This is a genomic window from Desulfosporosinus sp. BICA1-9, from assembly GCF_000802135.1.
In genome coordinates, this window is the sequence record NZ_JUEE01000016.1 from 13,443 (window position 1) to 33,027 (window position 19,585).

19 protein-coding genes are annotated in these 19,585 nt (G+C 44.9%); 9 read left to right on the forward strand and 10 right to left on the reverse strand.

Annotation, left to right across the window (positions count from 1 at the left end; all coding sequences use genetic code 11):
- Window positions 1–13: 13 nt before the first annotated feature.
- The 8 genes from JL57_RS01820 to JL57_RS01855 all read right to left on the reverse strand — a co-directional run bounded on the left by JL57_RS01820 (window position 14) and on the right by JL57_RS01855 (window position 9,679).
- Window positions 14–1,633, reverse strand: coding sequence for a cell wall-binding repeat-containing protein (locus JL57_RS01820; protein ID WP_034140351.1), 1,620 nt, complete (start codon window positions 1,631–1,633; stop codon window positions 14–16).
- Between the two features lie 375 nt (window positions 1,634–2,008).
- Window positions 2,009–3,226, reverse strand: a complete 1,218-nt coding sequence (locus JL57_RS01825) for an ABC transporter permease (protein ID WP_034140352.1) — start codon at window positions 3,224–3,226, stop codon at window positions 2,009–2,011.
- Window positions 3,223–3,948: an ABC transporter ATP-binding protein gene (locus tag JL57_RS01830; RefSeq protein WP_034140353.1), complete on the reverse strand. Its 726-nt coding sequence runs from the start codon at window positions 3,946–3,948 to the stop codon at window positions 3,223–3,225. The genes JL57_RS01825 and JL57_RS01830 overlap by 4 nt, the downstream gene beginning before the upstream one ends.
- 113 nt (window positions 3,949–4,061) lie before the next feature.
- On the reverse strand, window positions 4,062–5,555 hold the full coding sequence (locus JL57_RS01835; protein ID WP_034140354.1) for an efflux RND transporter periplasmic adaptor subunit: 1,494 nt from the start codon (window positions 5,553–5,555) through the stop codon (window positions 4,062–4,064).
- Window positions 5,556–5,869: 314 nt separating this feature from the next.
- Window positions 5,870–7,444 carry an ATP-binding protein gene (locus JL57_RS01840; RefSeq protein WP_034140355.1) on the reverse strand — a complete coding sequence of 525 codons (1,575 nt, stop codon included), beginning with the start codon at window positions 7,442–7,444 and terminating at the stop codon, window positions 5,870–5,872.
- Entirely contained in the window at window positions 7,441–8,127 is a 687-nt protein-coding gene (locus tag JL57_RS01845) for a response regulator transcription factor (RefSeq protein WP_034140356.1), read from the reverse strand. The genes JL57_RS01840 and JL57_RS01845 overlap by 4 nt, the downstream gene beginning before the upstream one ends.
- 212 nt (window positions 8,128–8,339) lie before the next feature.
- Complete coding sequence (locus JL57_RS01850; RefSeq protein WP_034140357.1) at window positions 8,340–8,777, reverse strand: MarR family winged helix-turn-helix transcriptional regulator; 438 nt, start codon at window positions 8,775–8,777, stop codon at window positions 8,340–8,342.
- Between the two features lie 161 nt (window positions 8,778–8,938).
- Entirely contained in the window at window positions 8,939–9,679 is a 741-nt protein-coding gene (locus JL57_RS01855; RefSeq protein ID WP_291299577.1) for a GerMN domain-containing protein, read from the reverse strand.
- A gap of 263 nt (window positions 9,680–9,942) precedes the next feature.
- Between JL57_RS01855 and JL57_RS01860 the strand changes: the two genes are divergently transcribed.
- Window positions 9,943–10,683 carry a ZIP family metal transporter gene (locus JL57_RS01860; RefSeq protein ID WP_034140358.1) on the forward strand — a complete coding sequence of 247 codons (741 nt, stop codon included), beginning with the start codon at window positions 9,943–9,945 and terminating at the stop codon, window positions 10,681–10,683.
- Window positions 10,684–11,012: 329 nt separating this feature from the next.
- On the opposite strand, the gene JL57_RS01865 is transcribed toward JL57_RS01860, so the two are convergent.
- Entirely contained in the window at window positions 11,013–11,705 is a 693-nt protein-coding gene (locus JL57_RS01865; protein WP_034140359.1) for a GDSL-type esterase/lipase family protein, read from the reverse strand.
- A gap of 166 nt (window positions 11,706–11,871) precedes the next feature.
- Between JL57_RS01865 and JL57_RS01870 the strand changes: the two genes are divergently transcribed.
- From JL57_RS01870 to JL57_RS33265, 3 genes are all read left to right on the forward strand, one after another.
- On the forward strand, window positions 11,872–12,354 hold the full coding sequence (locus JL57_RS01870) for a YlbF family regulator (RefSeq protein WP_034140360.1): 483 nt from the start codon (window positions 11,872–11,874) through the stop codon (window positions 12,352–12,354).
- Window positions 12,355–12,537: 183 nt separating this feature from the next.
- On the forward strand, window positions 12,538–13,131 hold the full coding sequence (locus JL57_RS01875; RefSeq protein ID WP_045691471.1) for a hypothetical protein: 594 nt from the start codon (window positions 12,538–12,540) through the stop codon (window positions 13,129–13,131).
- 29 nt (window positions 13,132–13,160) lie between these two features.
- Window positions 13,161–13,508 carry a hypothetical protein gene (locus JL57_RS33265; RefSeq protein ID WP_291299578.1) on the forward strand — a complete coding sequence of 116 codons (348 nt, stop codon included), beginning with the start codon at window positions 13,161–13,163 and terminating at the stop codon, window positions 13,506–13,508.
- Between the two features lie 88 nt (window positions 13,509–13,596).
- Here JL57_RS33265 and JL57_RS01885 read toward each other — a convergent pair whose 3' ends face one another.
- A complete protein-coding gene (locus tag JL57_RS01885; RefSeq protein WP_034140361.1) occupies window positions 13,597–15,342 on the reverse strand; it encodes an IS1634 family transposase in 1,746 nt (581 codons plus the stop codon).
- 210 nt (window positions 15,343–15,552) lie between these two features.
- Between JL57_RS01885 and JL57_RS01890 the strand changes: the two genes are divergently transcribed.
- From JL57_RS01890 to JL57_RS01910, 5 genes are all read left to right on the forward strand, one after another.
- Window positions 15,553–16,695 (forward strand): histidinol-phosphate transaminase, encoded by a 1,143-nt coding sequence (locus JL57_RS01890; protein WP_034140362.1) that lies wholly within the window; start codon window positions 15,553–15,555, stop codon window positions 16,693–16,695.
- A complete protein-coding gene (locus JL57_RS01895) occupies window positions 16,682–17,386 on the forward strand; it encodes an energy-coupling factor ABC transporter permease (protein ID WP_034140363.1) in 705 nt (234 codons plus the stop codon). The genes JL57_RS01890 and JL57_RS01895 overlap by 14 nt, the downstream gene beginning before the upstream one ends.
- A 25-nt stretch (window positions 17,387–17,411) precedes the next feature.
- Complete coding sequence (locus tag JL57_RS01900) at window positions 17,412–17,708, forward strand: hypothetical protein (protein WP_291299579.1); 297 nt, start codon at window positions 17,412–17,414, stop codon at window positions 17,706–17,708.
- Window positions 17,629–18,540, forward strand: coding sequence for a cobalt ECF transporter T component CbiQ (gene cbiQ, locus JL57_RS01905; RefSeq protein ID WP_291299580.1), 912 nt, complete (start codon window positions 17,629–17,631; stop codon window positions 18,538–18,540). The genes JL57_RS01900 and cbiQ overlap by 80 nt, the downstream gene beginning before the upstream one ends.
- Window positions 18,541–18,608: 68 nt before the next feature.
- Window positions 18,609–19,409 carry an energy-coupling factor ABC transporter ATP-binding protein gene (locus JL57_RS01910; protein ID WP_291299581.1) on the forward strand — a complete coding sequence of 267 codons (801 nt, stop codon included), beginning with the start codon at window positions 18,609–18,611 and terminating at the stop codon, window positions 19,407–19,409.
- The last annotated feature ends 176 nt before the right edge of the window (window positions 19,410–19,585 follow it).

A 19,585-nucleotide genomic window follows, 5' to 3' on the forward strand; every position in this document is an offset into this window, starting at 1 on the left:
GTTATTTAAGTTTTTAGTGGTTCAATATTTGCTGGAGTTGTTGCTCGAGATAATACGAGACTCCACTATTATTGCCTACAACTGCTGACTTTGAAATATACCCTTTATTGAAAAGCAAGAAATAGTTCAGACTCGATGGAACGGTATTTGGAGGGAGCATTGCAACAAAGCCTCCTTTTTTAGCTGCTAATGCGGCTGTTAACAAAGCGCCCGCATAGGGGTTTCCCGAGTTAACATCATCCTGACGAACTAGCCCTGATGTAAAGTAAAGCGGGGACTGAGGAACCTGCGAGTTGTTGAAAAGATTTTGAAAGATGATATTCTGAGTATCGTAACGGTCATATCCACCCCAACGTTTGACTAAATACTTAGCCTGTAGCTCATCTTCCACGGAATCACCAATAACGGCTGTCCCGCCAAGCAAAATAACGTTACTAGCCTTGAGATCTGTCAATGCCTGAATTGTAGAAGGAGGCAGTTGATCTCTATCTGTAAGCAAAATCGGGCTCCCTTGCTCCGCAGCAAAAGCGCTGATCGCGATGGCATCTGGGATTGCATGCCCATTGGCAATATATACGGTGCGAGTGAGATCAATCCCTACATTAGAGGAGATAAGCGCAGCCGTATCATATCCTTGTAATCCAGCAATCCGAGTAACAGTAAACTCGTTACTCAAGGTATCCTGGATGCCTTGCGAAATTGCGACTGTTCCACCGACGATGTAAACATACTGAGCGCCCAAAGTACGAATTGCGGCCAAAGTCCGATCATCTAACTTTGTCGATTTTGTCATTAGAATCGGCGCATCGAGCCTTTTAGAGAGTGGGGCCGCAGCAAGAGCATCAGAGAATTGATCATCTCGTGCCAGAATCACATAAGGAGCCCCCATCGTCCAACCGCTTTGGGCAACCTCAACTGAGAGAGCAACATTATCTTCCGCCGTCCCTCCAATACGCGCATTTTGAGTATAGGCAGGAACTACCGGGATCGAACCGATCACATGACCGGCGAAAACGATGTTCGCTGAACCATATAGAGAGGGTGTCATACTAAACGTAAACGTCCCATCACTGAGAGTTGTAAAAGATACTGCGGATGCCCCAAGTAGCGTTCCGTCTACAGTTCCAGATTTACGGCCCAATGGGTTGCCTTCCGTATCCGTTACCTTAACTCTAATAGTATTATTCTTGTTGATAACAAGAGAATCTGTAATAATTGTCGTAGCATTCAGCACTGTAATAGTTCCAGCGGCTAAAGCTGTACCCGAAGCTCCTTGGCGTATAACTAACTGATACTCACCAGCAGTTTCTAACGTAACGTTGGAAATCGTATAATGTCCTGCTGACCCAGAAACTTGAAATAACTTATCAACTCCCTGAGCATCTGTGATGGTAGCGCTTCCCACAGATCCAGTAAAAGGGTCGGACTTATTATCCCAAAGTTGAACATTTATATTACCTGCTTCTCCGGCAATCAGTCTAGAATCTTCGCTGGTCGCAAAGTTGAGCCAGCCGAGCCATGTACTAGGATCATCACTCGTGGCCGCTGAAGCCACCCCCGGAATCATTCCCAACAGCAAAAATACCATCATCAGTAAACTCAAAACCTTTTGGGTCTGCTTCCTTTTCCCCATATAATATTTCTCCTCCCTAATTTCGGCTATCCTCCGCAAGTCAGTGCAAGTCAGGGACGGTTCTTCACTTGCATTCTTTCTGACACTCAATAAACCGTGCTCCGCTTGCAACTCCTTATCCTGCTTAACAGTTCTTCGAGTTCCTTAGATCAAATGCAAGTCGTTCCTAGCACCGTCTGACCAGAAACTAAGGGACATTACTAAGTGAACACATCAGTGAAGTTCACGGTAAAGCGAGTGCTGATGCTGAAGCATTATCACGCCTAGGTTCACATCTTGCGCTACCCAGAGGTTGGCAGTGATAGCTTCAGCATCCAACGAGCGAGTGAACGTGAACGTGTGTGAACGTGCAATGGCCCCTTACTTTCAAAGACCTTATTCGTATCTTAAAGCATCAATCGGGTCCATTGCCGCGGCCTTTCGTGCCGGGAAGACCCCGAATATAATGCCGATTGCGGCAGAGAAGCCAAAAGCCATCAACACTGAGGACACGGAAATACTGGTATCCATTGCTAAGGCCTTTCCTGCCAGGCTTGATCCTCCATAACCTAGGGCAATGCCTATACCTCCACCTAAGATACTGAGTACGACCGCTTCGATGAGAAACTGCATGAGAATATCCCCGCTTTTTGCCCCGATGGCTTTCCGGATTCCAATCTCTCGGGTTCGTTCGGTGACTGAAACGAGCATGATATTCATGATGCCAATTCCCCCGACCAACAGGGATATGCCTGCAATCCCGCCCAAGAGCATGGTTAAGGTTTGGGTGACACTTTGCATGGTTGCTAACATATCAGCCTGATTCTGTACCCTAAAGTCGTTATCTTTGCCCTCCTGGATCTTATGAGTTTTTCGCAACGTTACCGTAATCTCATCTTGTGCTGTTTGCATAAGGTCCTCGGAGGAGGCCGAGACTAAAATATTTCGTAAGGTTTTCCTGCCGATTAAACGCGCCTGAACGGTTGTGATAGGTGCTGTAATCATATCGTCACTGCTCTGAAATCCGGTAGACCCTGTAGCCGTTGTCACCCCAATGACTTGAAAGGGTACGTTATTTATTTTGATGTTCTTGCCAATGATATTAGCGTTGGCATCCCCCATGAGATTTTCCACAACCGTCGGACCGAGCACTGCGACCCTTGCACTGCTATTCACGTCCGCTTCCGTGATATAACGACCACGGGCCATTGTGACATTTTTAATTATTTCATAGCCCTCTGTGGTACCGATGATGCTCGTAGAGGTATTTCCAGAACCTAAGACCACTTGCGCATTAGTACTAGAAAGCGGGGCTACCGCTTTAACGGCAGATCCTTCCGCAATCTTGTCAACATCGGTCATGCTTAAGCTGACTGAGCTACCTGCCCCCCCATTAACCCCTCCGGAATTTGATTGTCCCGCGCTAATAGTAAGTAGATTCGAGCCCATGCCCTGAATCTGGGAAGTGATCGAAGCGGTTGCCCCATTTCCTATTCCGACCATGGCAATCACAGCCGCCACTCCGATAATAATTCCCAGCATGGTCAAGGCTGACCGCAGCTTATTAGCTCGCAAAGCCCTAAGAGAGACTCGGATACTTTCTAAAAAGTTCACTCTGCCACTCCTTCCTCGAGGACCTGGGCTTGTGCTTTACGAGGATTTTTTACCTTTTCGTCCCCTTCAATGTGACCGTCACGGAAACGCACAATTCGCTCAGTAAATTCAGCAATATCTGGTTCGTGCGTTACAATAATAATCGTATTTCCTGAGGCATGCAGTCCCTGAAAGATCGCCATGACCTCTTCACTGGAGCGACTGTCCAAGTTCCCAGTGGGCTCATCCGCTAAAATGATAGCTGGCTTAGTCACGAGCGCTCGAGCGATGGCCACTCTTTGTTGCTGCCCACCCGATAGTTCTTTGGGACGGTGATGAATCCGATCACCCAGGCCCACTGATTCTAAGGCAGCGATGGCACGAGAACGTCTTTCTTTACCTCCCATTCCTGCATAGAGCATGGGTAGTTCGACATTTTCGACAGCCATGGTTCGGGGCAGAAGATTAAAGCCTTGAAAGACAAACCCAATCTTGCGATTGCGAATGACGGATAAATCATCACCACTGGCCTTCGCGACATCGGTACCGTCGAGATAATACTCACCTTCTGTCGGTGTATCCAGGCATCCTAAAATATTCATCATCGTCGACTTGCCCGAACCCGAGGGTCCCATAATGGCTACAAATTCACCGGCTCCTACGTGAAGGTCCACCCCACCTAAAGCCGCAACTTTTATATCACCGTTAGCATAGATCTTTTTGATTCCTTTGAGATTTATCAAATAATACTCCTCCTGACGTATCCGTCAAAGCAAGTTTAACTGAGTATTCCGTGCTGCCACCTTTGAACGACAATCCATTTGTCTGGTTCGAGCTGCAGGAACTATCAAATTATTTATCTCGGAGGACTACCCATGGTCGCCCTATTTCCGCCGCCGCCTAAACTAAATCCACCGGTAGTTGCTTTAGTTGTTGCCGACGTACTAACCGCGGTGACAACTTCTTGCCCCTCTTTGATACCGCTTTTAATTTCTACATTAGTTCCATCATCCAAACCAAATTCCACCGGGATAAATTGCAGACTTGCTCCGTTTTGTGCACCACTACCAGAGTTCGCCGCGCTCTGAGAATTTGTTTTCGGTTTAGTGTCTGAAGCTATTTGTCCATTACTACCTTCAGCCGAAGTCGCGGGAACCGTGACGCCTTTTTGAGTCCCTCTGGTTTTGATCGCTTCACTAGGTACCGTCAGCACATCTTTAGCTTCTGCTACAATAATGTCAAGATTAGCATTCATCCCTGAACGAAGTTTATCGCTGGCCTGTTCTACAGAGACTGTGACTTTAAACGTTGTAACATTGGAAGCTGTCGTCCCTTGAAGGGCCACTAAGCTCACAATCCCACTGCTATGTTCATCCGGGTACGCGTCAAGGGTGATATCCACTTTCTGACCAACTTCCACCTGCGCAATATCCGCCTGATCAATCATCGCCTCTACTTGGAAATTGCTTCCAGTCGGAGTAAGGGTAATGATTGAATTATCGTTGGTATATTCGTACAGTTGAAGTGGTGAACTGACAACCGTGGCGTCTGTTGGTGCAATTATTGTGGCATTTATTAAATCGGTTTGTGCACTGGCAAGCTGGACCTGTGCTATGGCAATACTGGCTTGTGCCGATTGAAGATCTCCGGATTTTGGTCCATCCGCTTGTTTATCGACTTGATATTGAGCCGACGTTACATCCGCCTGAGCAGAAGATAAGGCGAGAGCAGCTCCTCCATTTTGGGCATTTTCAGCCGTGGTTAAAGCAGCTATGACTTGGGCCAATGAATTTTGCGCAGATTGTAGGGATGACGTATTTCCACTCTGCTGAGCCTTGGCTAAGGCATCACTCGTCAGTTTAACATTCTGATTGGCCAGTAAGACCTGGTTTGCTAAATAACCAGGATCAGCATTTTGCTGAGCGGTGGTTAAATTCTGTAGTGCTTTAGCTAGAGCTGCCTCAGCCTGGGCTTTCGTTTGAGCATTGAATCCATCTTGAAGAATTTGAAGTTTAGATTGAGCGGATGTTAGGTTTGCCTCTTGTTGTAACACGGCGGTCTGAAGCTTGGTATCATCCATCTTCGCCAGCACTTGCCCGGCTTTCACGGAATCACCCGGTTGGATATTAAGTTCCACGATCCGCCCCTTTTCTGGAAAAGTCAAAGGAATCGAGTGGGGAAAGCTAACCGTTCCAGTTGCTGTAATCAGTTTGCTCACGTTTCCCATTTTTGCTTTCGCAGTAATGTTGGAGGCCACAGCGGGTTTTGCTGTGAACTTTTTATAACCCCAATATCCGCCTCCCATGACCAAGACCCCTATGACACCAATTGTCACCCATTTTTTATTCATACTCTTGCTCCTTTTCTCCCGACTTGCTCTAACGCTCTAAGCCTCTCATTGTCTGCCTTCAGTTTCTTCATTTCAAGCTTAATTTTATCCTCTAGCGTTAACTCTTCTCTATCTTTCTTCCTGCCCCTTCGATCCTTCAGAGCATCTAATGCAGCTACTCTACGATCTTCATTCTTAGGGCGTAAGGCCGATTATCTCATTTCTCATAAAAGACAGTAATCTAAATGACGCCACTGAATAATTCTTGCTAAGAATAACACAGTCTTATGGTCAAAGAACGAAGAACATCTTAAGATCTTGTTAAGGCGTTACTTCTATATAGCTTTTGGTTTTACGGGCAATGTAATCTTAAAACGGCTTCCGACGCCAGATTTGCTCTCGACTTGAATGGAGCCACCATGGGCCTGAATAAACTCCCGAGCGATAGCAAGTCCTAGTCCTGTTCCTCCGCTCTCCCGCTCTCGAGCTTTATCTACACGATAAAAACGGTTAAAGATATACTCCAGTTCTTGTTCTGGAATACCCTCTCCAGAATCTTCAACAATGACTTGTACCCAGTCACTGGAACATAAACCATCCGCTTGTTTGGTGATTTCCGCTCTTTCTGCTTTTTCTCCCTTGCGTCGGAAAACATCCCGCAAGCGATGCTTGCTCTCCGTGATGAGTGTTCCGTCATCGACAGACCTTTCAGCCTCGTCGAGTAATAAACGGAGAGATCCGCCAGGTGGCGTATGCAAAAGAGCATTCCCAATTAAATTAACCAAGACTTGGGTCAAACGATCTGGGTCGCCAATAATTTCTGGGGCATACCCTATAATTTCAACAGTTAACTTTCGTTCTTCAAATTCAATGGCAAACTGTTCAGTTATTCGTTCCAATAATAGCCTGAGATTAACTGTTTTAAAAGCCATCGGTAGTTTACCGGCTTCTGCTAGGCTTAACTGCTGAAGATCCCGAACCAAGCGAATGAGTCGCAGAGTCTCATCCTGAATGGGAAGAATAGTTTCTGGTGTAGAGGGGAGAACCCCTTCCTGAATCGATTCTAATTTCCCGAGAATGACCGCCAGAGGAGTTCGCAATTCATGAGCAATATCTGCCACCATGTTGCGCCTTACTTCCTCATTGCGGGTCAATTGTTCCGTCATCCGGTTGAAGTCTTGGGCCAAGATCGCTATATCTCCGTTGCCCTCCACGTTAACTCGTGAGGAAAGATCTCCTTTCCCTACCTTCCGGACGGCTTCCATCAAATGGTTTAAGGGCTTTGTAAAATGACGAGTCAGTAGCATCCCCAAAAGAAGTGCCACTAGAGACGTGATAACCAAGCCGATGAGCATGGCTTGAACGATCGAGGTTCCAATGGTCTTGGCAAGTTTAGTATTACTGGCATTGATAAGGCGATTATCTTGCCAGTAATAGCCCACTGTCTGATTTTTGACTTTGATTTCAGTCCATAGTTTTGTGATTTTTGTGTCTGAAGGAAATTGGGAAAGATGTCTCCCAACGTCTTTATTTAGTGAGTCACTGACAACTTTACGGTCTAAATCAAACACCCAAAAGCGTGGGATTTCGCGGGGAGGTCGAAAATTAAACTTTGAATCCGGCAAAATCAAAATTCGCACCGATTCATTTTGCCCTATCATGGCCCCAAATCTTCGTTCAGGCTCCTCAATAATTTTCTTTACGTAGCCTTGAACTCCACCCCAGCTACCATGCGCCTCATAATAACCACTTAAGAGCCGATTCCAACTCTCGCCATAGGCTTGCTGTACATAAGTTTCAGCATGTCCGAGTAAAGCTTGGGTCGATACTAAGGCAATTGTAGTAAAAACAATCGCCATGAAGAAAACCATACTTATGAGTGCGATAATAAACTTACGCCGCAGGGTCACAGGTCTTCACCAAACCGATACCCTACCCCAAATACTGTTTCTACATATTTGGGGTCGCTTGGATTATCTTCTATTTTCTTGCGCAAATTTGAGACATGAGTATCAATCGAGCGCTCATAATAGAGATATTCCTCCCCCATCGCCTGACGCAAGAGTTGCAAACGGCTATAAACCGTACCAGGACGTGAAGCAAGCAAATGGAGAATATTGAATTCCGTAGGGGTTAAAAATATCTCCTGCCCCCTTTTCTGTACTTTATGACTTGAGACATCCAGACTCAGTTCGCCTCGAATTAAGAGGGAAGAGGTTGTTTCCTGTGAAGTTCCAGAGGAACGCCGTAGTACAGTTTTGATCCGTGCCGCCAATTCCCGCAGGCTAAAAGGTTTGACAATATAATCGTCCGCACCGAATTCTAAGCCCAAGACGCGATCGATTTCTTCAGATTTTGCAGTTAGCATTATGATTGGGATCGTACTTGTCTCACGCAAGCGTTTGCACATTTCCAGTCCACTCATTCCAGGAAGCATCCAATCCAACAGCACTAGATCTGGTTTTTCCCGTTCAATGAGCTGCATGCCATCAAGACCGTTGACCGCCGTTAAGACCATAAATCCTTCCCGGGAAAGGTAATCTTTAACGAGGGTTAATATTTCTGGTTCATCATCCACTAAAACTAGTTTCATAAGCGTTCGGCGAGAGCACCCCCTATCGTCTTCAGCGGGTAGTCATCGCCTTCTCTCCTTACTGTTGTAATTTGTACCTTCTCATAAGTATAGCGGTAAAATTTCTGATGTAGTTAAGGAAGTTCTCAAGATTTTATGGAGATTTCAAGAATCTATTATAATAAGAAGAATACCCTCGCTTAAGCTATCTTAAACGAGGGCAATTTTTACGACTATTTCAACTCCATCCGCTGGGTCAGGAGATGCAAACCATGTAACAATTCTTCGTATTCCTCATCTGTATAATCCCTAAGCACTTCCCCGAGGAAGTTCTGGCGCTCTGCAATCACTGCTTCAAGAACTTGATTTCCTCTCGCCAATAAGTGCAGCTTGACTACTCTTCGATCTTTGTCATCCCGCACCCGTTCAACAAGTTCAGACCGTTCCATCCTGTCAGCTAAGTCAGTCGCTGTGCTGCAAGCTACAAATAAGTTCTTACACAAATCTCCCATCGTTAAGGACCCAAATTCTCGAATGGTTAAGAGTGCATTGAACTGAAGTGCAGAAATCTCCATGTCCATTAGAATCGATCGACCGCGCTTGAACAAAATAGTATCGGCCTGTCTTAAGGTTTCCTCTAACTGTTTTGTCAATTCTTCGGTAGGTGCCATCTTTCATGTCCCCCCATTAGCCATTTAATTTATTTTAACATAAATTAGCAGCTTGTACATCACTAAATATCACGAAGGGAGTTGGGGGAACGGAAAACGGCCCCTGGGTCCATTAAATGGAACCAAGAACCGTTGTTGCGTCCTCACGGACCGTCACCCTCTTAGGTGGAGCTAGGGGGGAAATTGAAGAGGTTGATTGAGCTGGGAGAATTAGGAAGTGCTCCGTTACTGAGGCTACTACTACTTGGTACAACTACCCCTAAGCCAGAGGCGTTGTTAGTCCCTAGACTTGGGACAGATGTGTTTTCAGAAACAGCCCCTTTAACTAGGCTCGCTTTGTATTTTAGCTGTGACGCATCGATTATCCCATACTTGGTAATAGGCTTTCCCTCGATACGAATCTGGACTTGGCTGATCGTCGAAAACTGGGTCAAGGTGTTGACGAGTCCGTATAGTGCCACTTCTGGGGAAACCTTAGAATTTGAGATAAGAAACTCTTTACTTAAATCGACAATAACGACACTGTCCTTAATCGCTATATCCAAAAGAGTTGTGGCTGTAGAAACAGAATTCTGCATTTTCCCTTTTGCAGTTGGTCCTTTCAACCACTGATTAACCGTCTCTCTCGCTAAGCTTACCGTTTTAGGCAACATTCGTTCTTCTTTTACCAGAAATTTCCCAGTTACATCCGCAAAATAAAGCGCTACCGTTTTTCCCTCACTAGGGATTGTTGTTGCAGGAAGGCTTGCGTTTTTATCCCCACTCACACCGATCCAATCTGCAATAGAACTTGAGTTTCCCTCCTTTTGGACTAACTTCTCTAGCGTTCCACAGCCTGTCACAAGAATTATGCTGAGGAAAACAACCCCAATCATTAAACGATCACGGACCTTTAGTCTCATTTTTCCTGCCCCTTCCTCAGACGGATTTTTAGGATAGTTTAGTAAATCACTTCTTAAATTAACTTATGCTTTGTTTGTAAATATAGTACAAGTTCTTACTTACCGTGAACTAAAGAGAAGCCGTTAGGGCCTAAATGCCTTAACAGCTTCTCCTCATTTATTTATAAAATTATATTGAGCGAAGACAACCCGATCGTTGTATAATGCATGGCTGTGAGCCATAAATATGGATATCGTGATGTTGTAGAAAGGAGCTCCTCCCGATGCATGAGATGTCTGAAATTCTCTGGATAAGTATGATTGCTGGGCTGGCAACTACGTTTGGAAGTCTACTTGTTCTCGTGTTTGGCAAGCCAAAAGAGCGCATCCTAGCCTCCTTCTTAGCCGGGGCTGGAGGGGTGATGCTGGCGGTCGTGTTCGTCGATTTGCTTCCGAATGCTTGGAAGATCGGACCCCCACTTCAAGTCGGTTTCGGAATTTCCCTAGGTATCCTCTTCATGTACCTTGCTGACAATCGTCTCAATACTTCAGATAACAGGCTCCCTTTATCTCGACGTCAACGTTTAAAAAGGATCGGTCTTCTGATCGCGACGGGAATCGCGCTTCACGATATCCCTGAAGGCATGGCTATTGCCGTCAGCCAAGAAGCTGCACCAGGCTTAGGCTTCCTTATCTCAATAGGTATTACGTTGCACAATCTCCCGGAGGGAATGGCCACGACCGCACCGTTAATCATGGCCCGCATTCGTTGGTGGAAAATTCTCCTCCTCAACATTGGAATTGCCTTTTTCACCCCGCTCGGTGCCTTGCTCGGACTCTTCGCCCTCGCAGGTGTGAAAAACTCTCTCACGTTTTTTCTATCCTTTGCCGCAGGTGCGATGCTGTTTCTCGTTTTTTCTGAACTGTTGCCCCTCTCCCGCGAACGGCACCCTCATTATGCACTGTTGGGTGGAACCGTGGGATTTGTTTTATTTGCGTTGATTAGTATATTGCTGCCGGCTTAGAGAGGAAGTGGGAGGAAGTGTCTTAGCACGTTCGCACTCGTTCCATTGCTATTCGCTTGAGGATATGGCTAAAACTCAAAACCTCTGGGCTTTCTGCATGTGAACCGTTGAGTTTCTTAACGCTATATCCTCTGCGCTCATTGACGCAATTCCTCTCACATGCTCTCTAAGCTAAGAAACTTCCTCTGGGCTTGTGGGTCGGCGAGGGTTTGGAACGTGTTAGTTCTTCGAAGAGGCTGTTTGCGTTTATGCAAGCTTGAGGACGGTTCTCGGACTTGTACTCGACTTGTACGATTTGCGAGTGCTCTCTCACGCAAGGAGGGTTATTCTTACTTTAGAATTCGTGCAGCATAGTCCCCCATTGCTTTGTATCCCTTGGCATTAGGATACTTCCCATCTATGGTTAAGCCATCTAAGTATTTTCCCTCCGTGTCAAACAGCACAGTTGAAAAATCTAACATCAGGATTTTTTGCTCCTGAGCGTAAGTCATTTCCCATTCTCTTGTTTCTTGAATACTTTTTTGAACCCCGGGATACCCGATCGGAAGGGCCAGGACAGGGATGATATGATTTGATTTGGCCTTTTCCACGATTCCAGTTATATTAGTTTGGACGTCTTTGAGAGGCACTTCCTGAAGGGCATCTCCAATTCCTGCGAAGATAATAACCCTACCTGGCTTCTCTGCCACAACGTCAGTGTCAAACCGATCAAGTAGGTCTTTCGCTGTTTGTCTCACTTTTCCCTTATTGACCACAGTTACCTCTAGGACCTCCGCTGTACGTTGAGTCCAGGAATTCGCCGGATCTAAGGGATATCCTAAGGTAAATGAATCTCCCAAAGCGACTATCTTTGAATTGCTCAGCGTTGGTACAGTATTGGTTACCGTAACCCCAGGTACCGTTTCTCCCACAGGAACTTTGCTACTTGGACCCCATAATCCAAAATATCCTGTGGTCAATACAATTAGAGCTAGCGCAACTGCCACTTGAATTAAGCGTATTTCCAATCGATACGTCCGCATATGATCCTACCTCCTTCCATAAAATATTCTACATCATTCGTCACTTTCCTTCTAACATACCAAAATGCCAAAATACAACTTATTCTCACTTGTCAAATGCTAGACATTATACACCAGTATGCCTTGCAACGCATATTTTGTATAAGGAAAAAAGGAGGTAGCCTTTATGAATTACATTAACAAGGCTCGGGAATTAGGGGAGGCCCTGTCACAGACCCCTGAGATTCAGGCTTTAAAAGCAGCAGAAGCGTCGATTATGGCCGATACTCAAAGCCGGGAGGCCTTTAGCCAGTACCAGGAAAAAGAACGCGGAATTGTAACTACACAAATGATCAGCAAGGTCGTACCAGAAAAAGATTCGTTAGCGCTGCTTGATCTTAAGATCCGTCTTATGAATAAATATCCTCTCATCAAAGCTTATTTTATTCAACAGCAAAATTATGAAAAGCTTATGGCTATGGTTAATCTGACCTTAACGACTGCAATGCATGGTATGCCATCGGCCAATGACCTTCCCATTCCGGAAGAGTTAAAAGGCATGGCACAACAGATCCTTGATAAAATCAGTGGTGGAAATCCCTTGGAAAAGATGCAAATCTCGCCTGAAATGTTACAAGGAATTAAACTCCCTCCAGGCTTCAAATCGTAAAGGAAGTGTGATACAGAGTGCCACCGCAAGGCTATCTTAGGCCCCATATTATTAACGATATCACGCATCCCGTAACTCTAATCGCGTTCTTGATTGTCATCCTATTAGGCGCCTGGGTCACTATTTGCACATGGTTTTAATCGTTTTTTAAGTAAGTTTTGTGGATTTGAAAGGAGGAGCGCCGTGATCAACCGACATGACTGTGCACCCCCGTTGCCGGCAACTCCTTTCTCTTTTTCTATCTTAGTCTCAACTCCCATTCGACGCAATTTACTCTTTAGTCCCGTCAGTGCACTCATATTTCCTTTGGCTAAAACAAACCTTCATTTTGCGGCCATGATTGTTGCTGGTTTAGATGTCCTAATGGCGTTTCTCTTTAAACGATCCTTAGCACATCCCCCCAACCTCTCTTGTACTCCCTCAGATGTTTACCCCGTGACTCTGACCATGCCTCAACTGACCCAACTTATGCAAGCCACCCTCATGGGGCAAGTACCCCTGCCTTCACCTTTACAATCCGTTCCCGGACAAGGTTTTGGCCCTCTTGGAGACGACGAGCCGCTATTCCCTGATAATTTGAGTGTTTCGCTGATTATCTCCGCACCCTTTGCCCCTTTTGACGGTAGTCCAGATACTTCATTCAGTGTCCCCTTACTTGAGGTTCCGGGAGTACCTGGTAACCTAATTATAGCGCTTGGCGCCACCATCGCACAGTTCTTTATCGAACGTGCCGGAGCAGCTACCAACGGAGTGGTTGTACCAAAGTCTAGTCTTTAGAATACCAGATTCGAAGGGAGGGTTCTCGAGTGTCAACCCAAATCTCATCAAATAATTCCCCCTCTCCTTCGCCGTTTTCACTAGGATACTCCTCAATTCCACCCGGTGCATGCCCCTCCGGTTCTTTCCCTTGTCCCAATCCGTCCCTGGATCCCAAGAATCCTGAGGTATGGGATTATGGTTTTGCACGTGCCATAACCTTTTTGCAGTCCCCAGCCCTTGGAGCAGGCATTTTAGCAATTACCTTCTTTTTCTTCATTGCCTTTTTCTCAAATGGACTCTTAGAACGAGTTACCCCAATGACCCTTGGCATTGTCGTTACTTTAGGTACATTAGGGCTTCTTGCTTTGATCGTTCTTATTCTTTTTCTGTTATAACCCGAGTTTGGCGACATTTTTTTCCAGACCCAGGCGTAGCAAGGCTTTAGACCATGCGTAAGAAAGCGTTTTGTCACTACAACATGTTTTACAGTAAGAAATTATTGAACTGGTTAATCACTTTCGGCTTCATCATTTTTTCACAACTAAATAATTTGACCAATTTTTCCTGCTGGTCAGTCATCTCTGTAATAGTTAATGAACGTTGAGAAGAATTTTTTAACCCAACCTGATTTAATCGACAGCTACTCACTTGTCGCAGCAGTTCTTCAGACGACTGTGTGATTTCCGCTTTCCTGAGCATCATCTCGATTGAGTTTATCAGCAAGTAAGCTAAGATGCAGATGGTCACATGGGCTTTCACTCGCTCTGGCCGTGTCAAATAGATGGGACGTAATGCAAGTTGTGATTTCATCTCTCGAAAAGCTTCTTCAATCTTGTTTTTCTCTCGATACTTTTGAATCACTTGTTCTTGTGGGATGGTCATATCGTTTGTAATAAAACAGGTTATTCCGTCCAATCGTCTTTTCTGTATTTCCTTGTTCTTATCAATCTCAACGGATAATTGGAACGATTGAACAATTCTTGTCGTCTTATTGCTTTTATTCACTGTCACCTCAATAGGCGTAACCGTCCCGAGAAGTAATGATTTAAGTTTTCGTTTAGCAAGCATCTTCTTGATATCTCTCTCAATCGCTTCTTTATTACGCGACTTCTTGGCAATCGCCAGACTGGCATTTTTGTCAGCAATCCAAGCCATAGCCTGCGCTATTCTCGTTTCTCGTGATTCGATATCCTCATAAAATCGAGAAACATCAAATGAGAAAATAAATCGGCGCTGATCTATTCGCCCCTCACGTGTATAAAAAAACTGGTTTTCGTCCGTTGGCTGAAATTCATGAAGTGCCAGTATCTGCTCATAATCATCTTTTGAAGCGGGCTCGGGCATAAATTCGTTAAATAACGAGTGGCAAGCCATCTCATCCTTGTCCATCGCTGATAAATAGGTGAGTTCTTGCTCTTCAAGAAGGTTTAAATGATCATCGGACACCATGCCACGATCAAAGACAAGATGACATTTGGTCAAGCCAAATCGTTTTTTCAAGTCTTCGACCACATCGGGCAGCGTGGTAACATCCTGAGTGTTACCTTCAAGTACTTTCCAATAGAAAGGAGAACCTAAGGGTGTAACCATTAAGGCGATCACAATTTGTTGTAAATCGGAGCGGTGATCTCTTGAATATCCTAGTTTGGCAATAATACATTTGCTACCTTCCAAATAAGTTGAAGTAATGTCATAGAAAAAGCCTTCACCAACCGAAGGATCAAACTGCTGAAGTTGCTGATAGATATGAGCCTGCAAGGCAGATTCCCGTTTGTTCAGGTCATCTAAATCGCGATAAACTGCATAATTAGATATTTCAGCTGAACTGCGGTGTATTGCGGGTAAAACCGTATCTTGAACCCATTCCATGACATGAATTTTGCTTCGAGGTTCGATGCAGCGATTGAGAACCATAGCTTCTGTGAGCAATCCATTAGTGAAAAATCGATGTAAGTTGAAGTTCTCCCACAACGAATGTAATAAAAGGATGGGCAGAAACACCCAATGCTTTGTGACTACAATGTCGGAACTTTTAGCTAGTGAAAGATCAGCATCCTGCTGAACCTGTAGAATCATTTTCATCCTTGTGGCATCCTCTTCAGACAAGACACCAAGGTTTTGAATGAGGCGATGCTTAGGTTTTCCGTCTTTATCTCTATAAGAAGCGACAATTTTATAATAATTGTAGGTTTTGCCTTCTTTATTAATGGTAACTTTCTTTAGAAACATTTGTGGCCTCCAAGAGCAACTCAGTTAGTACTACAAATATTATACCACAAATGCTGATAATAAAGTATATTTTCGGGTTAATATTTTCGAAAAGTTAGGACTACACAATAGTGGTTGAGGGCTGTAACCCTTGTGCTGCAAGGGCCTGGAAATTTATGTCGCCAAACTCGGGTTCTAAATTAGAATTTATCGAAAATACGGGGTGATACGATGCACGGTGGAAATCTCCGCAGAGCGCAAGAATTGTATGGCTTGGATTCATTTATCGACCTCTCCGCAAATATCAATCCTTTTGGACCACCACCCGGGGTGTGGGCTGCCTTGCAAAAGGGCATGGGGGATATTGTCTATTATCCGGATCCTGAGAGTCTAGCCTTAAGAAAGAAACTTTCCAACCATCTGGAACAACCTAAGAAAACGATCATGGTTGGTAACGGTGCCGGTGAATTAATATTCACCATTGTGCAAGCGTTGAAACCGAAGAAAGTAGCAATACCTATTCCCACCTTTAGTGAATACGAACGAGCTGCGCGTTCGGTTGGGGCTGAAGTACACTATATCCCACTTGGCCCTGAGGGCTGGGCAAAGTTCAATCGAAGGGACGGAGAAAGCGAAAACCCCAGATCTGAGGGTGATAGTGACCCGATCTGGAGTGAACTCCTCAAAGGGTGTGACTTACTCTTTCTTTGCTCTCCCCATAATCCAACGGGTAGTGTCCTTGAAAAAGACACCTTTGAACGAATTCTAAACTTAACTAAAGAAATCGGGTGTAGAATTCTCTTTGATGAGTCTTTCCTTGATTTTTTGCCAGATGAGGATCGTCATTCGGCTCGCAGCTATTTAGCTGCCAACGAGCATCTCATGGTTCTCTACTCTTTAACCAAGTTTTACAGTATACCAGGCTTACGTTTGGGCACGGTCTTTGCATCACAGTCCTTAATAGCTAATTTTGAGCAGTACCGCGATCCTTGGTCTGTGAATGTTCTTGCCCAGCATGCCGGGATCACAGCCCTCGAAGATTCAGGGTTTCCGGATGAAGTGCGAGAAAAATTGAGGGAGAGTCGATTGTATTTTTACCGAGAATTTGCCTTAGCTGAATTTTTAGACCTAAAACTTTGGCCGACATCTGTCAATTTTGCTTTGATCGAGGTATTGAACCAGACGCCAGAACCATTAATTCAGCATTTAGGACGTTCAGGGATTCTTGTGCGAGACTGTGCCAGCTTTGCAGGTCTGCCGGGCAATTTTATTCGGGTCGCGATCAAAGATATCTTCGTTATGCAACAGCTTCTTGAGGGTCTGCAAGGATTCTTGGTTAATGATAAAGGAGGTGGCAACAATGCACATAGCTGAGGGAATGCTTCCCGGCCCCTACGCACTGGCGTATTGGGTTGGTGCAGGTACTTTTGTTGCAGTTGGGGCAAAAAGCCTAGCTAATAAGAGTCAAGAAATTCCGATGATGAAGCAATTAGTGGGAGTTATGACTGCGGGGATCTTCCTGGTTTCGCTCCTGCCAATTCCTGTTCCTATGACCGGAACCTGTTCCCATCCCGGAGGAACTCCTTTGGGAGCTATTTTGCTGGGACCGGCTATTACGGTGTTAATGAGTCTCGTCGCCCTCTTATTTCAAGCCCTCTTCTTCTCCCACGGCGGCTTGACAACACTTGGGGCAAACACTCTGACTATGGGAGTTTTTGGGGGCTTTATAGGTTGGACACTTTTTTGGGGACTGCGACGGTTTAAGATTAATCTCTTTTGGGCAGGGTTTATGGCTGGATTTATTGGAGATCTCGCAATTTATGTGGGGACATCGACTCAATTAGCCTTGGCCATTCATGGAACACATCCTTTTCGGGAAGTCTTCCAGGCAATTTTAATTGTGTTTATTCCCACCCAATGGCCGATCGCTGTCTTGGAGGGAATATTTACAGGTTTAGTCTTAAAATATATTGCCGACCATCGTCCGGACATATTAATAATGCTGCACATTTTACCTGCTTCTGAAGGTGTAAAAAACGTGAGTTTGGAAAATACTCTGATTTGAATCTCTCAGAGAGAGGAAAAACAAGATGAAACAACCAGTATGGAAATTGGGATTCGTAATTTTATTGATTGGGGTTATTATATATCTGGGGGTCTACGGTCCAGAGATGCCAGGTGCGGATGCTCAGGTCAATGCCATAGCCGAGAAATATGCCTTAGAAGTGGGGGCAGGGGAACGTCCGCCCTTGATTAATACGGATAAGGGGGATCTCTTACTTTTTCTGTTTGCTATAGGAGGTGCGGTTGCCGGCTTTTGGATTGGGTATGTATGGCGGGATCTTTTCGGCCAGACTAAAAGCCCAAACAAATTGTCCAAACCCTAACCATGTCAGTGATGATCCAACTTTAGTTGAACGATGCACTTTTAGTTTTATGTGCGAGGGGGAAAAATTGATGCTGGCGCAAGGGATACGAGATCAGAATCCAACGACAAAATTGTCTCACGTTGACGGCCGCGTCAAAGTACTCCTTACCGTTGCTAGTTTGCTTGCTGCTACAAGTACAAGTTCCTGGCTATTGCCGTTTTGCTTTGGCGTTATAAGTCTGCTGCTCTTACGTTTTGTCGGAGTAAGCTGGCGTTTGTTGTGGCGGCGCTTGCTTCCAATCTTTCTGCTTGCGACCTTTGTGGGAGGCACTCAGATTTTCATAAATGGTCACACACCCTTGTTTGAATGGCATATCTTTTCTTTCCGTTTGATTGGGTACTATGAAGGAATTGAACGAGGTGCCTTATTTGCAGCTCGAATTATCGGTGGGATTAGTATAATGTCAGTCTTAACCTTGACAACCACCGTTCAAGAGTGGATTCAAGCGCTTGCTTGGTTTAAGGTTCCCCAATTTTTGATTGAAATCATGACCCTGGCCTATTCCTCATTATTCACCTTATTAGATGAGTTAGAACGCCTGCAAAAAGCCCAGCAGATGAGATTGGGTTATGGAACATGGTGGCGAAGTATACAATCCATTGGGGCCATCGGGGGGATATTATTTATTCGTGTTTTCGACAAGAGCGTCCGGTTATGGCAAGCCATGAGATGCCGAGGCTATAATGGGGAAATATCCGTTCTAAATGATCGTGCTCTAAAAAGGAATGACATTCTAGTATCCGGCTTAGGATTAATGATTATTCTTGGCAGCTGGTTCGTAGGGAGATAGACTATTTAAAATGATAAAACCATAAGGAATTTGAGGGTGACGTTGTGGTATTGTTGGAGACACAAAATTTGAATTTTGCCTATCCTAATGGGGCGGAAATCTTGCACGGCGTAGACTTTTCCGTAAATGCGGGGGAATGTGTCGCCCTATTAGGAGCCAATGGTTGTGGAAAAACAACCTTGTTTCAGCACTTCAACGGGCTTTTGAAACCTCGTTCTGGACGTATCCTTTTGATGGGTAAGGAGATATCCCAGTGGTCTAAAACTGAGGTATTTACACATGTGGGGATGGTTTTTCAGGATCCTCATGACCAGCTCTTCGCAGCAAGTGTCTATGAAGACGTTTCCTACGGCCCGAAAAATCTAGGGTTATCCTCCTTTGAAATTCAGGAACGAGTCGAATCGGCCTTAAAGCAATTGAAAATGTGGGATCAACGGAATCACAGCATTCATCAACTGAGCTACGGTCAGAAGAAACGGGTAGCAATTGCTGGAGTTTTAGCGATGCGCTCTGAAATCATTGTTCTAGATGAACCAACGGCAGGTTTAGATCCTCGAACTGCGGCTGACCTGATGCTTACTTTAAAAGGATTACAGGTCAATAAAGGTTTGACAATCATACTTTCAACTCACGAAGTTGATATTGTACCGATCTACTGTGATAAGGTGTATGTCATGCAAGAGGGACATATCGTTATTAAAGGAACACCCGAGCAGGTTTTCTCGGATCCCGCACTGATTAGAGAGGCTTACTTGCGTCTGCCTCGAATCGCCCACCTTTGGGAGATCTTGAAGCATAAAGAGGGACTTAACTCATCTGCTAATCCACTAACTATCAAAGAGGCACGAGAAGCCTTTCGTAAGTTGTAGTTCTATCGCAATGGAATATAGTGAACTGATTCAATAGAAGATGAAACGTTCATTAGGATAAAAGTAGGGACCCTTGATCAATTTAAATCAAGGGTCCCTACTTTGTTTTGTACCTTGAACTCTACCTATGGATTACTATGCTTATTTTTGGAGAAAACTAGACTCTATGAAAAAAA

Coding starts and splice junctions, on each gene's coding strand:
- JL57_RS01820 (WP_034140351.1), bottom strand. CDS start 1,633: ATGGGGAAAAGGAAGCAGACCCAAAAGGTTTTGAGTTTACTGATGATG.
- JL57_RS01835 (WP_034140354.1), bottom strand. CDS start 5,555: ATGAATAAAAAATGGGTGACAATTGGTGTCATAGGGGTCTTGGTCATG.
- JL57_RS01845 (WP_034140356.1), bottom strand. CDS start 8,127: ATGAAACTAGTTTTAGTGGATGATGAACCAGAAATATTAACCCTCGTT.
- JL57_RS01850 (WP_034140357.1), bottom strand. CDS start 8,777: ATGGCACCTACCGAAGAATTGACAAAACAGTTAGAGGAAACCTTAAGA.
- JL57_RS01855 (WP_291299577.1), bottom strand. CDS start 9,679: ATGAGACTAAAGGTCCGTGATCGTTTAATGATTGGGGTTGTTTTCCTC.
- JL57_RS01860 (WP_034140358.1), top strand. CDS start 9,943: ATGCATGAGATGTCTGAAATTCTCTGGATAAGTATGATTGCTGGGCTG.
- JL57_RS01865 (WP_034140359.1), bottom strand. CDS start 11,705: ATGCGGACGTATCGATTGGAAATACGCTTAATTCAAGTGGCAGTTGCG.
- JL57_RS01870 (WP_034140360.1), top strand. CDS start 11,872: ATGAATTACATTAACAAGGCTCGGGAATTAGGGGAGGCCCTGTCACAG.
- JL57_RS01885 (WP_034140361.1), bottom strand. CDS start 15,342: ATGTTTCTAAAGAAAGTTACCATTAATAAAGAAGGCAAAACCTACAAT.
- JL57_RS01890 (WP_034140362.1), top strand. CDS start 15,553: ATGCACGGTGGAAATCTCCGCAGAGCGCAAGAATTGTATGGCTTGGAT.
- JL57_RS01895 (WP_034140363.1), top strand. CDS start 16,682: ATGCACATAGCTGAGGGAATGCTTCCCGGCCCCTACGCACTGGCGTAT.
- JL57_RS01900 (WP_291299579.1), top strand. CDS start 17,412: ATGAAACAACCAGTATGGAAATTGGGATTCGTAATTTTATTGATTGGG.